The sequence below is a fragment of the Vibrio sp. 811 genome, from assembly GCF_033339195.1.
On the sequence record NZ_JAWOUB010000002.1, the window covers coordinates 17,024 to 31,062 of the forward strand.

The following is a 14,039-nucleotide window of genomic DNA, read 5'->3' on the forward strand; positions in this document are numbered from 1 at the left end:
CACACAGGACATTTTGCCCCCGTTTTCGACCATTTTTATTGTCTTCGAAGCAATAAACGCGCCAAGCTGATATAACTTAGTCTATATACTCCCTCAGGCTATAAGTACCAAACTAGACGAAACTCAAATGTATTGATGTGTCATTACTGCGAACTCGCAGTTTTAATGCATTGTTGACATAAAACCTCGCAATTTCTGTGGGAACCGCTATTTTGGAATGAGATTTGCTAGCCACTTAACAAGCTAAAATGCGTAGCAACCTAACGCTCTTAATCACTAGGACACGACTGTGCTGAAACCAAACATTATTAAAACCAGTGAAAATCCCCTGCAAACCATTGAAGTCGATGTGTACGACGAGTACGGCGAAAAACTGACAAAGCAAATCGCGTGCGAGCGTCCTCTTACGGTCATGCTGAACTGGAAAGAAGTGGTCACGCTCATGACGCTAGGTTCGCGTCCAGAAGCACTAGTACTGGGTTATTTAAAAAACCAAAGCTTCCTGTCCGACCCAGCCGCGATTGAATCCGTTATTATTGACTGGGAAACGCATTCCGCAGCGGTGATTACTAAAGAAAACACTGAACACTTAGAAGGCGCCCTGAAAAAGAAAACCGTCACCTCAGGTTGTGGCCAAGGCACTATGTATGGCAACGTGATGAAGCAGCTTGAAAATTATCAAGTGCCTCAAGTTCCTCTTAAGCAGTCAGAAATTTATTCTGCGCTGGAAGCGTTAACTCATTACAACGACACCTACAAAAAAGCGGGCGCAGTACACGGCTGTGCGGTTTGCAAAGGTAATGAAGTGTTGTCATTTGTGGAAGATGTCGGCCGTCACAACGCAGTGGATACACTTGCAGGTGAGATGTGGCTCAAAGAAGAAACAGGTGAAGATAAAATTTTCTACACAACTGGTCGCCTTACATCAGAGATGGTGATTAAAGTGGCTCAAATGGGCATTCCTGTTCTGCTTTCTCGCTCTGGCGTTACTCAAATGGGGTTAGATCTAGCGAAGCAATTTGGTATTACAACCATTGCGCGTGCGAAAGGTTTGCGCTTCCAAGTGTTTACAGGAGCCGACAAGGTTGAATTTGATGTAAAAGGCAACCAATAACACCTTTTCAGTGTAAACTAAAACCAATAATGCGGATTCACAGAGGATGTGGACTATGAATAATGACCAATTGTGGAATTTTCTGCTTACGCCCAGCGGTATCATGCTTTCTATGATTATTACCTTTGGCGTGGTCGGGCTCTATGCGTATATAACCGGTCAGTTTAAGGATTAAGGCCAAATATCAAAAAAGCCTCGCTAAATAGCGAGGCTTTTGCTTTTTAAACGCTTTGCGAGTAATTACGCGTCAACACCACGAGATTTTAGGAACTCAGAGTAAGTGCCTTTAAAGTCTGTGATTTTACCATCGCGGATTTCGATAATACGCGTTGCTAGTGAGTCTACGAATACACGGTCGTGAGATACGAAGAACAACGTGCCTTTGTATTGCTCAAGCGCAGTGTTCAAAGATTCGATCGATTCCATATCCATGTGGTTGGTTGGTTCGTCCATTAGCAACATGTTTGGCTTGTGCATCATCAGCTTGCCAAGCAGCATACGACCTTGTTCACCACCAGACAGTACTTTTACTGACTTCTTAATGTCGTCTTGGCCAAACAGCATACGACCTAGGAAACCACGAACGACTTGCTCGTCATCACCTTCTTGACGCCATTGACCCATCCAATCCGTTAGGTTCATGTCTTCTGCAAAGTCATGCGCGTGGTCTTGCGCGTAGTAACCGATGTTTGAGTTTTCAGACCATTTGTACTCACCCGCACGCGGTTCAAGCACACCAGCAAGCGTGTTTAGAAGTGTTGTTTTACCCACACCGTTCTCACCGATGATCGCAACGCGCTCACCCACTTCAAAAATTGCATTGAAGTCTGAGAACAAGTCCTCTTCGAATCCTTGGCTTAGGTTTTCAACAATCAGAGCGTTACGGAACAGCTCTTTCGACTGTTCGAAACGAATGAATGGGTTTTGACGGCTAGACGCTTTAACTTCATCCAGTTTGATCTTGTCGATTTGCTTAGCACGAGATGTCGCTTGTTTTGCTTTCGATGCGTTTGCAGAGAAACGAGCAACGAACGTTTGTAGCTCAGCGATTTGTGCTTTCTTCTTCGCGTTGTCGTTTAGTAGACGTTCGCGAGCTTGAGAAGCCGCAGTCATGTACTCATCGTAGTTACCTGGGTAAACACGTAGCTCACCGTAATCCAAATCAGCCATGTGCGTACATACTGAGTTTAGGAAGTGACGGTCGTGCGAGATGATGATCATTGTGCAGTTACGTGCGTTTAGCGTGTCTTCCAACCAACGGATAGTGTCCATATCCAAGTTGTTGGTTGGTTCGTCAAGAAGCATCACATCTGGGTCTGCGAATAGAACCTGCGCTAGAAGCACACGAAGTTTCCAGCCTGGTGCTACTTCACTCATTAGACCGAAGTGCTGCTCCATTGGAATACCCACCGCAAGAAGAAGTTCGCCCGCTTTGGCTTCTGCCATGTAGCCGTCCATTTCCGCAAACTGAACTTCTAGGTCAGCCACTTTCATGCCGTCTTCTTCGCTCATTTCAGCAAGTGAGTAGATGCGGTCACGCTCTTTCTTCACTTCCCATAGCTCTTTATGACCTATGATAACGGTATCGATTACAGTAAATTCTTCGTAAGCGAACTGGTCCTGGTTCAGTTTTGCAACGCGCTCGTTTGGATCGTAGCTTACGTTACCACTGGTTTGCTCAAGCTCGCCGCTGAGGATCTTCATAAAGGTTGATTTACCACAACCGTTAGCTCCAATTAAGCCATAGCGATTGCCTTCGCCGAACTTAACTGAAATGTTTTCGAATAGCGGCTTAGCGCCGAATTGTTGAGTAATATTCGCTGTGGAGATCAAAACCTTTACCTTAGCAATTGGGGTGTATTTAGAAAAACCGGGCAACGGTACTTGTTCATGCTACATACTGCAAGTGTTGTTTTTATTAATTCACTCCAAGTGAAATCATTGTAAGGCTTCTAAGAAGCAAAAGCGTGAACATAAATGCGTCATTAAATACAAAAAAGAGCCACTATCGTCAGTGACTCTTTTTCCATTAATACTTCAAAAAAGTGACTAAGCGATGTTCGTCACCTCTAGGATCAGTTCGGCTTTTTTAGGTAAATAAATACTGAATTTACTGCCTTTTCCCCATTCAGACTCTGCTTTTAACTCACCACCCGTTTGGCTGAGAATACTTTGGGAGACCGATAGCCCTAACCCTGTGCCTTCTCGTTTAGTTGTGTAAAATGGCGAGAAGATTCGACTCAAGTTTTCTGGTTTAATACCGCAGCCCTCATCGATAACATGAATCGCGGCTCCTTTCACTTCGCCCTCTTCAATCCAGTCTTCACTGACTACTGTTAAAGTTCCTTTACCGCTCATTGCGTGAATGGCGTTCATTTGCAAATTAACTAAGATTTGTAGCAAATGATGGCGGTTTATCTCAACTGACGTATGCGCTTGTAGGTCAGTCACAAACTCGACGTCGCGTTTCTTGGTGCCCGTTTTAACCAAGGTGATGCTTTCATCAATGATAGGATTGACATGTTGCCAAGTGATTTCATCTTGAACACCACCTTGGCGACTGTATTGCAATAAACTGCGCGTGATATTGCGGATACGATCAATTTGCGCGTGAATCGCATCAATTTCTTCTTGTACTCGACTTGCATCGTCACCCAATTCAAAATGGATCAATTCTACGTTGCCAAGAATCACGGCGGTTGGGTTATTAATTTCGTGAGCAATCCCCGCGGTGAGTTCTCCCAGTGCTGCCAGTTTTTCATGAACAACGAGTTTGTCGCGGGTTTGGTTGAGCAATTGAATATGCAGTTCAAGATCTTGGGTTTTTTCTCTCAGGCTTGCCGTACGCTCTTGAACTTTGCATTCAAGTTGAGCTGCGGAGTTTTTCAGTTCAATTTTGCGCTCTTCTAGCGCGTCTAACATATCATCAAACTGTCTGGCTAACTGCGCAAGTTCATGATCGGCATCTAATCCTAACGGGCCAATCCGTTTTTCTTTACCTTGTTGGACCTGCTTCACCACTTTGTGAATGCGTTCGATCGGTCGAAACAGATCATAAGAACCGCGATATACCATCACGCCAGAAACCAGCAATAACATAACCGTAATCAAGCTGATTTCGGCAATGTTGGTCATGTAGGCTTTAACGAATGGCCACATGAGGTAACCCGTATAAAGCATACCAATAACATTGTCGTATTGGTCTTTGATTGGTTGATACGCCGTAATATACCAAGCGTCATACACATAAGCGCGATCAACCCACTGTTCACCCTTCGAAAGTACTTGGTTATACACTTCTGCGCTCACGCGAGTGCCTATGGCGCGCCCTAGCCTATGATCGCTGTCTAAAGGAACGTTGGTGCTCACACGCAAATCATCGAGAAATACCGTCAACGTACCCACAGGGCGAAGGCGGTCATTATCACTTAAGTATATGAGATCGCGGATTTGATCCACCAGCACTGTACTATTGTTAAGGAGCAAACCACCATCCAGAAAGCCGATCAAATCGTTCGCTTGGCTGTATACCGGAATCACGGTTCGACTGACTAGCCCACGCGCCTCCCTGTCACCATCAGCAAGAATAGGCACTTCTGCTCGTTTGGCGAGTTCAGGATCGAGGCGTTCGAGTTCTTCTTTATTGAGTACATCAAAAAACGATTCGCGCTTGGTGAGATCCATAAAGCGGAATTTGTTTTCCATGGAATTAACGCGTTGGAAAGAGAGAAAATCTAAAGCATATCTTTTCTTCTGCTCTGTGACCCACTTTTGCAGGTCACCTTGTGGCGTTCCTTTATTAATGCGAATACGGAAATCGTACGAATCGGCAAACGCCCGCACGTAATTGGCTTGCTTTTGCTGTAACAACGTTACACTGTTATTTGCAACACCAAGACGTTCCGAGACATCAAGCAGCGCATTTTGCCACGTGTAATGAATAGACCAATAAATGGTAATGCCGATCAGAGCTAACAACGTGAGGAAAATCGGCGCAGAGGTTAAGAATAACAAACGATAACGCACCATGGTTTTAAAACGGTGCGTCCATTTTGACAATCCTTTGTGCTGTGGGCCGTTAGTCGGCATATTCCTCATCCTCAGAATCCCATTCTTTGTATTTACGTTCTAAGGTCTTGCGAGCTACGCCCAAGTCGCGAGCAGCGGCTGATTTGTTGCCTTCGTGCAAGTTAACGACTTGTTTAATATGTGCTTTCTCGACTTCTTTTAACGTCCAGCTGTTTGGATAGCCCTCGCCAGTAAATTCTTTGCCTTCTTTAAAGGTTGGTAACTCAGCTGAGTGAGAAACAGTAATCGATACATTAGGCAGTGAATGCCCGCCATTCAGCTCTCGCCAATAGTGTGCAGGTGGTTTGCCAAGCAAGATACAACGCTCAATCAAGTTTTTCAGCTCACGAATGTTTCCCGGCCAATCGTACTCACTCATGGCTTCCATGTCCTCGTGCGCCCATTTGGGCGCAGGCATACCGAGCTCGCGCGTCAGCATGTTGCTGAAAAATGGCACCAACTCAAATAAGTCGGTTTTGCGCTCTCGCAGCGGACACACTTCAATTTTCAGAACGTTTAAACGGTAATAGAGGTCACTGCGGAAATTACCTTGATTGACCTCTTCTTGCAGGTTTCGGTTGGTTGCCGCTACGATACGGACATCAATACTGATCTCTCTTTCTGAACCGACAGGGCGAATCGTACGCTGCTCTAACACACGTAATAATGATGCCTGCATTGCAAGTGGCATCTCCCCGATTTCGTCAAGAAATAAGGTGCCACCGTTCGCAACACGGAACAAACCTTCACGCGATTTTTTTGCACCGGTAAACGCGCCCGATGTATGACCAAATAACTCACTTTCTAAAAGCTCTGGTGCAATCGCACCGCAGTTGATTGGCACAAACGGGCCCGTTCGCCCACTCGCCTGGTGGATACCTCGTGCAACTAGCTCTTTACCCGTACCCGACTCACCTTCCACCAAAACAGAAGCACGTGATGGTGCAAATTGGTTAATAAGTTGCTTAAGCAGACGCGTTTTTTCTGAGCCGCCGATGATCTCTGAGGTATTGTGACGTTGGTAATCGCGTGTCATGGCGTACTGCATGCGTTCGTTCAAACGGCGATCCATACAGCGACTGACCGCTTTTAACATCTGCTCAAGGTTGAATGGTTTGAGGATAAAGTCGGAAGCACCGAGCTGTAGCGCTCGAATGGCAATTTCTAAATCCGCATAACCCGTCATAAAAATCACATCGGCACGTTTGTCATCATCTTCAAACGCTTCTTCCCACTCAATTCCAGAACGCCCTGGCAGATTAATATCCAGCAAGATCAGATCATAATGTCGAGAATTACGCAGTTGTTCTGCTTCTTCGATGCTACCAGCTGTATCGACATGTGAAAAAAGCTTACCCAATGCCTTTTTCAAGATGGCTTGCATGCCTAATTCATCATCGACGACCAGTACGGAAAAGGCGCTATATTGTTGGTTTGTACTAAGATGGGATTGAGTAGACATATTTACCCCAGATGGATTTCGATGGGACAGAGTGTACCAAGTTTAAACAGAGATACCCTACAAAAAGTGCGACATTTTGTACCAACGCAAACTTTTATGCAAATAACCCCATGATTTAGTGCATAAACCAAGCACTTTAAGCTTGTAAAAGGTTGGCATCTTGTTTGCTATAAGGTGGATACGGAGCGCATTTAAGTGATCTCAGGATGTTGATGTTTGCTTATTCCAACACCCTAAGACAACTTGCGTATTACGCTAATCGCTCTCGTCCAAAAAGGCTTCTCCCTAAAACCTGGAGAGATTCCAAAGAATCATTGGAAAGGAACACATAAAAATGAAAAAAATTGCGCTAACTCTGGCTGCAACGTCTATCACGCTTGTAAGTTACTCTGCGTTTTCTGCTCAAGACGGAGAACATGTTCGCCTTGCAACCACAACCAGTACTTACCATTCAGGTTTACTTGATTACCTGCTTCCACAATTTGAAAAAGACACGGGCTACAAAGTCGATGTTATTGCTGCAGGTACGGGTAAAGCCTTAAAAATGGGCGAAAACGGTGACGTAGATTTGGTGATGACACATGCACCAAAAGCTGAAGGCGCATTTGTTGAGAAAGGCTACGGCGTTTTACCTCGCAAGCTAATGTACAACGACTTTGTGATTGTAGGCCCGAAAGCTGACCCAGCAACAATCAAAAATGACGAAGGCGTGTTAGATGTATTCAAAGAGATCGCAAACAAAAACGCAACGTTCATCTCTCGCGGCGATGATTCTGGTACGCACAAAAAAGAAATGGGCTTCTGGGCTCAAACTAAAATCGAACCGAACTTTGGTGGCTACCGTAGCGTAGGTCAAGGTATGGGCCCAACTCTAAACATGGCGTCTGAAATGCAAGGCTACACCATGACGGACCGCGGCACATGGCTGGCTTACCAAAACAAATTGGATCTAGAAATTCTGTTCCAAGGCGATGAAAAACTGTTTAACCCGTACCAAGTTATTCTTGTTAACCCTGAGCGTTACCCAACGATCAACTATCAAGGTGCGAAGGCATTCAGTGATTGGTTGGTAAACCCTCGCGGACAGGAACTTATCAATGGTTTCCGCCTAAACGGTAAACAACTGTTTGTTGCGAATGCTGAGAGCAAATAACGCAATATGAATCTTGCTGATACAACACTGGAAGCGCTTCGCTTACTGGTGAATTTTGATGCAGACCTATGGGAGATCGTTGCGGTCTCCTTTAGTGTTTCTATCACGGCAATATCCCTAGTGGTATTGCCGGCTATTTTGATGTCCTTTGTACTGGCGTATACCGACTTTCGCGGTAAATGGTTTTTGTTGTCGATCGTAAATACGCTGCAAGCGGTCCCTACCGTGGTGATTGGCCTGTTGCTGTACATGTTGCTGTCGCGTGCTGGCCCTTGGGGAGACTGGCAAATGCTGTTCACTCAGAAGGCAATGATCTTCGGCCAAATGGTGATCTGCTTCCCTGTTTTGGTATCGATGATGCATGGTGCATTACAATCTAGCGACCGTCGTGCAGTGGAAACTGCCATCACGCTGGGCGTCTCCATTCCGCGCTTGGCAGCTACGATGATTTGGGAAACCCGCTTTCCTCTACTTGCGGCTATCATTGCAGGGTTTTCACGTATCGTGACCGAGGTGGGCTGCTCAATGATGGTTGGTGGGAACATTATGGGCGTGACGCGAAATATTCCCACGGCTATCGCAATGGAAAGCAGTAAAGGTGCTTTTGCGCAAGGAGTTGCATTAGGAATTGTATTACTATCTTTAGCGTTGGCTCTAAACTTCTTCTTATCAAGCATGAGAGGCAAAGGCTACCTCAGAACATAGAACATGAAGCAAACAAACGACTCACCATTAACCCCATGTCGAGGCGAATTATGACTATAAAAATCACCGCCGAACAGTTATCCATGCGCTTTAAAGAGCGTGTGCTTTTCCACATCCCTGAGTTAGCCATCGGCCCAAATGATGCCATTTATCTCAAGGGTGACAATGGTGTGGGCAAAACTACCCTACTCAAAATCCTTGCTGGCTTGCTCAAACCCTCTACTGGTGATGTTGTTGCGCCAAAAGATACGTGGCTAAAAAGACTGACGCGTCGCAATGGTCGTGTCGATGTGATTTATCTCCACCAATCCCCTTACCTTTTTGACGGCACTGTATATGAAAACGTAGTCTATGGAGTGAAATATCAACAAGACACGCAAAAAGATAAGCGAGCTCAAGTTATTCACGCGCTGCGCATGGTAGGTTTAGAAACCTTAGCGGACGAACATATTTCCGTGTTGTCCGGCGGTGAAAAACAGCGCGTTGCCATGGCAAGGGCTTGGATCTTAAAACCGTCGATTTTGTTGATGGATGAGCCAAGTGCGTCTTTAGACCAAGAATCCATTGAACGATTGGTGGTGATGGCGAAAGATCTTTTGGATCGTGGTTCCAGTATCGTGGTGACAAGCCATCAGGCCAACGCACTGACCGACTTATGTAAAAAACAGTGGTGGATTAAAGACAAGACTTTGATAGAGTCTCCTCTGTTGTATGTCATACCAAAAGAAACATCCCAAGAGAATGCATATGCTTCAACCAACACAAACTAGTTGGGTCATTTTGGCTGGTGGCCAAGCCAGCCGTATGGGTGGAAAAGATAAAGGTCTGATTGAGTTAAATCAGAAGCCACTCATCGAGCACGTTATTGAACGTTTATCTCCACAAACTCCACGCATTTTAATTAATGCCAACCGAAACCAAGATGCGTACAGCAAATTTGGTTTCGTATTTAGTGATCAATTCAAAGATTTCCCTGGGCCTATGGGCGGTATTCACGCGGGTTTGATGCATTCTGAAACCGACTGGGTCGGATTTGTACCTTGCGATAGTCCACAAATTAACACCGACCTTGTCGAGCGTTTCTGCCAGGCCGTCAAAGAAGACAGCGATATTTTGGTCGCGCATGATGGTGACCATCAGCAACCTGTTTTTACGCTCTACCACAAGCGCGTACTGCCAAAACTCACCGCGTTTTTAGAACGTGGCGACCGCAAAATCATTCTGCTCTACAAAGAGTGCAACACCAGTTACGTTGACTTTAGCGACTCACCAAACTGTTTCGTCAACTTGAACACTCCGGAAGAACTGGCGCAATTTGGACAATTAGAATCATGAAACACACGCTAAACATTCCTATTCTTGGTTTTGCAGCTTATTCAGGCACAGGCAAAACCACGCTACTTGAAGCCCTATTGCCAAAGCTGACCGAAGCAGGTTTACGCATTGGCATGCTAAAACATGCGCACCACAACTTCGATGTCGATAAGCCGGGTAAAGACAGCTACCGTTTACGCAAAGCTGGCGCATCTCAAATGCTGATTGCTTCTCGCAACCGTTTTGCGTTAATGACAGAAACGCCAGAAGCCGAAGCGGAGTTTGAATACCTATTAACACGTTTTGATGAAGACATGCTTGATGTGGTTTTGGTCGAAGGCTGCAAAAACATCGCGTTTCCTAAAATTGAATTGCATCGTGAAGAAGTGGGTAAACCTTGGCTTTATCCAAACGATGAAAACATCATTGCTATCGCTTCCGACAGTGCGGAGTTAGATTCTGAGCTCCCTCAAATGAACATCAATGATTTGGATGCCATCGCTCAATTTGTTCTTCAATACGTTCAAGAAGCGAAAGCGCCAAAAAACAAAGAGAAAGAAGCCGCATGTTGCGACACACTTTCTCCTGCTTTCCTTTCTGTGGTTCAAGGCCAAGAGAAAATCCTTTCTTTGGTGAACACGGTTTCGGAAATAGAAGCATGCAAGATTGAAAACGCCTATGGCCGCGTTCTTGCGGAACATATCGTTTCACCAGTAAATGTGCCGCAATACACCAACTCCGCGATGGACGGTTATGCCATCCGCAGTGATGATGTTGACCGTGATAGCTACCAAGTGGTTGCTGAAGTGATGGCGGGCCATGCTTACGATCAGCCTCTGGAAGTTGGTCAAGCAGTTAAGATCATGACTGGCGCACCAACACCACGTAACGGCGATACAGTGGTCATGCGTGAGCAAGCCATTCAAGAAGGTGACAAGGTCACTTTTAACGGTGCGAATATCAAAGCAGGCCAAAACGTTCGTCAAGCAGGTGAAGATCTCGCTATCGGCAGTGACGTCTTTACCGCAGGCACTCGCCTCGCCTCTCCAGAAATGGGCATGATCGCTTCGCTTGGCTTTGGTGAAGCGAATGTATTCCGAAAATTGAAAGTTGCCGTGTTCTCCACCGGTGACGAAGTACAAGCGCCGGGAACAGAGCAAAAAGCGAATTCTATCTACGATTCCAACCGTTTTACCATCATGGGCATGCTTGAAAAGCTCGGCTGCGAGAGCTTAGACTTCGGTATTCTGGAAGACAACGAACAGTTAATGATTGAAGCATTGGAAAACGCATCGGCGCAAGCGGACGTGGTTATGACTTCTGGTGGCGTATCCGTTGGTGATGCGGATTACATCAAACTTGCCTTGGATAAACTTGGTCAAATCGATTTTTGGCGAATCAACATGCGTCCGGGACGTCCATTAGCGTTTGGTCAAATCAACAACAAGCCGTTCTTTGGTCTGCCGGGCAACCCTGTTGCCGTGATGGTTTCATTCATCAACTTTGTTGAGCCTGCACTGCGTAAGATGCAAGGCGAACAAGGCTGGAAGCCTCTGAAAGTGAATGCCATCGCGACTGAAAACCTTCGCTCTCGCCAAGGTCGTACCGAGTTTAGCCGTGGCGTCTATGAACTGGATGCAACTGGCCGTTTAACCGTTCGTACAACAGGCAAGCAAGGCTCTGGTATTTTACGCTCAATGAGTGAGGCAAACTGTTTGATCGAAATCTCCCCAGCTATTGATACAGTAAAAGCGGGAGAAAGCGTGACAATTATCCCACTTCAAGGCAGAATCTAGCTCAAACTAGAAATTCAAAGGTCAGCGAGTCTGGCCTTTTTGTTTAATATACAGAAACCTTTTCAGAGAGACAGCTATGGCTCGCACCATTCTTTACACTTACAAAGACCAAGACAAAGAACTGACGTTCTCATACCAGCAACACCGCAACATTCAAGAAGCAGTTGCAGAAGCCGAAGGTATCGATATCACTGAGTTCCTAAAGATGGAGCAACAAATCGAAGCAGTGTCTGACACTAAAGCGGTGCGAAACTACCGCGACAACTACTTCAGAAAATTAGGCTTTAGCAAAATCACCCTAGCTCAAAAAGAAAACCTGGGCGTAGGCAAAAAGAACAAATAAGCTTAGCTGCAAACAGAAAACTCACGATTCGTCGTGAGTTTTTTATGCATGCTACTTTTGTTCATGATCCATACCCGAGCATACCGAAATTACTTAGGTATATGAGTTACTTGGGTATACAAGTTACTTCGGTATATAAGTTACTTCGGTATATAAGTAAAAGCCCCGTTTAACCTTGAAAGTCTAAACGGGGCTTTAAATTTCTTCTTACTTTATATCGAGTAAGGTTTAAGTCATTACTTGATGTTTAAGAACGCAGCGCCGCGTACACCACCTGAATCACCGTGTTTTGCTTTGATGATCTTAGGACACTTAGCCACAGACAATAAGTGTTTAGGGATGCGTTTTGGCATCTCTTCGTAAATCAATTCGAAGTTAGATAAGCCGCCACCAAGTACAACGGTGTGTGGGTCTGTTGCAGTAAACAGGTTTGCAAAGCAGATCGCTAGCAGCTCCATAAAGCGCTCGACGTGCTCTACTGCTTTCTCTTCACCCTCTGCGTGCGCTTTAATAATGTCGATCGCTTTCTTCTCTTCGCCGTAGTAATGCGCGTAAAGAAGCTCGAAACCACGACCAGATAGGTAACTATCTAAACAGCCTTTGTTGCCACAGCCACAACCCAGTAATGGTGCGTTTTCGCCTAGGTGGAACCATGCGTCGATAGGAAGACGTGTGTGACCCACCTCACCCGCTACGTGGTTGCGGCCAGAGAATACTTTGCCTTCGTAGATAAAGCCGCCACCAAAACCAGTACCAAGGATCAAACCTAGTACAGATGGTTCATCTTGAAGATCTTCGTCCCAGGCTTCAGAAAGCGCGAAACAGTTTGCATCGTTTTCAATTTTTACGCTGCGACCGATTTTAGCTTCTAGATCAGCACGAAGTGGTTTGCCTTTTGCCGCAGGAACGTTAACTGTTAGTACCGTTGCATCATCGGCGTCTTCCATACCTGGTAGGCCAAGACCAATCGTACCTTCGCAGCCAAACTCTGTATCGTATTTATTCACCAATTCCGCAATGGTATCAACCAGCAGCTCGTAGTTGTCTGTTGGTGTAGGTACACGTTCCGTCGCTACACGCTCAAGCTTCTCGTTAAATGCACCAAATTCAATTTTAGTGCCACCGACATCAAAGCCGTAATACATGTATTTCTCTCCTAAAAAATGCTTCAAACGACTCTCAAAATGGCTAGAGTCAAAAGTATAAACTGATGGCATTATCCATATCTGTACGCCTGCAAACCGTGACCGAATGCAGATTTATCCCCTCACCGAAGCCAGTTGAACAACATACCATCAACAAAAGCTCATTCCTTAGAGTCAGCTCTCGGTTTTCATCCACTCTTTGAAACGTTTCAAGTGTGGCTGGTTAGGGTCGTTTTTGACTCGAGTCTTGCTCAGCATGTAAGTTTCTCTGAAGGCTTCAAACCACAGTTGAAGGCATTCCGCAGCTTTCGGCTCACCAGCTTGTTTTAAAACTAATGTCGCGACTTCGGCGGTTGAAAGATGCTGCTCATTCTCGGAGCGGCGCATGATGTATTCAGACAGAGATTCCGGCTCAATGGAAAGCACAGGCAAAGATTTAAGAAAATCAGAACGACGGAATATCTTTCGCGCCTCACGCCAGCTACCATCAATAAAGATCAGCAACCATTTTTTGTTCTCGACATCTTCTTTTACCAATCGCCCTGGCTCTAGATCTTCAATTAAACGAGAGGGATCATCCACATAGTCTGCAGGAAATACAATCACCGGTTGGTAACTGTCATCCTGTAGTAGCGCTAGCATCTCTTCAGACGGTTCTGTTCGGTTCCATTGATACACGTAAGTCTCTTGAATCGTATCAGCGATTAGACGACCGGTATTACTTGGCTTAAACACTTCGTTTTCAGAAACAATCAACATACATGCAATATTGGCCTTGATGTTTGGCTGAAGGTCGCACAAACAGTGTTGCTCAGAAACCTGGCAATATTGGCAACGAACCACTTTACATCCACGCGCGTTGAAAGGCTTGGTTGAGATAGATTGTCGGTACTGATATAAACGGTGGAAAGCGTGAATTCTCATGGTAAGTAATGCCAA

The 14,039-nt window shown here is 45.5% G+C and carries 12 protein-coding genes; 7 read left to right on the forward strand and 5 right to left on the reverse strand.

Annotated features, from left to right (window positions below; all coding sequences use genetic code 11):
* Positions 1-289: 289 nt before the first annotated feature.
* Positions 290-1,114, forward strand: a complete 825-nt coding sequence (locus tag R7Q46_RS03890; protein ID WP_017820681.1) for a formate dehydrogenase accessory sulfurtransferase FdhD — start codon at positions 290-292, stop codon at positions 1,112-1,114.
* 240 nt (positions 1,115-1,354) lie between these two features.
* Here the strand turns inward: R7Q46_RS03890 and R7Q46_RS03895 are convergent, their stop codons facing one another.
* From R7Q46_RS03895 to R7Q46_RS03905, 3 genes are all read right to left on the reverse strand, one after another.
* Complete coding sequence (locus tag R7Q46_RS03895; protein WP_318077307.1) at positions 1,355-2,947, reverse strand: ABC-F family ATPase; 1,593 nt, start codon at positions 2,945-2,947, stop codon at positions 1,355-1,357.
* 216 nt (positions 2,948-3,163) lie between these two features.
* Positions 3,164-5,203: a cache domain-containing protein gene (locus tag R7Q46_RS03900; RefSeq protein ID WP_182038956.1), complete on the reverse strand. Its 2,040-nt coding sequence runs from the start codon at positions 5,201-5,203 to the stop codon at positions 3,164-3,166.
* Positions 5,193-6,644, reverse strand: a complete 1,452-nt coding sequence (locus R7Q46_RS03905; protein WP_025766656.1) for a sigma-54-dependent transcriptional regulator — start codon at positions 6,642-6,644, stop codon at positions 5,193-5,195. The genes R7Q46_RS03900 and R7Q46_RS03905 overlap by 11 nt, the downstream gene beginning before the upstream one ends.
* A 334-nt stretch (positions 6,645-6,978) precedes the next feature.
* On the opposite strand from R7Q46_RS03905, the gene R7Q46_RS03910 reads away from it, so the two are divergent.
* From R7Q46_RS03910 to R7Q46_RS03935, 6 genes are all read left to right on the forward strand, one after another.
* On the forward strand, positions 6,979-7,797 hold the full coding sequence (locus tag R7Q46_RS03910) for a substrate-binding domain-containing protein (protein WP_005389522.1): 819 nt from the start codon (positions 6,979-6,981) through the stop codon (positions 7,795-7,797).
* A gap of 6 nt (positions 7,798-7,803) precedes the next feature.
* Complete coding sequence (locus tag R7Q46_RS03915; RefSeq protein WP_005389524.1) at positions 7,804-8,502, forward strand: ABC transporter permease; 699 nt, start codon at positions 7,804-7,806, stop codon at positions 8,500-8,502.
* Positions 8,503-8,552: 50 nt separating this feature from the next.
* Positions 8,553-9,272, forward strand: coding sequence for an energy-coupling factor ABC transporter ATP-binding protein (locus tag R7Q46_RS03920; RefSeq protein WP_025766658.1), 720 nt, complete (start codon positions 8,553-8,555; stop codon positions 9,270-9,272).
* Positions 9,250-9,837: a molybdenum cofactor guanylyltransferase MobA gene (gene mobA, locus R7Q46_RS03925; RefSeq protein ID WP_005389527.1), complete on the forward strand. Its 588-nt coding sequence runs from the start codon at positions 9,250-9,252 to the stop codon at positions 9,835-9,837. Before R7Q46_RS03920 ends, mobA begins: the two co-directional genes overlap by 23 nt.
* Entirely contained in the window at positions 9,834-11,612 is a 1,779-nt protein-coding gene (locus R7Q46_RS03930; RefSeq protein WP_318077308.1) for a bifunctional molybdopterin-guanine dinucleotide biosynthesis adaptor protein MobB/molybdopterin molybdotransferase MoeA, read from the forward strand. Before mobA ends, R7Q46_RS03930 begins: the two co-directional genes overlap by 4 nt.
* A gap of 76 nt (positions 11,613-11,688) precedes the next feature.
* Positions 11,689-11,955 carry a DUF2960 domain-containing protein gene (locus R7Q46_RS03935; protein ID WP_005377584.1) on the forward strand — a complete coding sequence of 89 codons (267 nt, stop codon included), beginning with the start codon at positions 11,689-11,691 and terminating at the stop codon, positions 11,953-11,955.
* 236 nt (positions 11,956-12,191) lie between these two features.
* On the opposite strand, the gene nagK is transcribed toward R7Q46_RS03935, so the two are convergent.
* Together nagK and R7Q46_RS03945 are read right to left on the reverse strand one after the other, a co-directional pair.
* The gene (gene nagK / locus R7Q46_RS03940) at positions 12,192-13,100 is read right to left on the reverse strand and encodes an N-acetylglucosamine kinase (protein WP_005377586.1); all 909 of its coding nucleotides are present in this window, start codon (positions 13,098-13,100) and stop codon (positions 12,192-12,194) included.
* A 174-nt stretch (positions 13,101-13,274) separates the two neighbouring features.
* Positions 13,275-14,024 (reverse strand): tRNA-uridine aminocarboxypropyltransferase, encoded by a 750-nt coding sequence (locus R7Q46_RS03945; protein ID WP_021033873.1) that lies wholly within the window; start codon positions 14,022-14,024, stop codon positions 13,275-13,277.
* Positions 14,025-14,039: the final 15 nt, after the last annotated feature.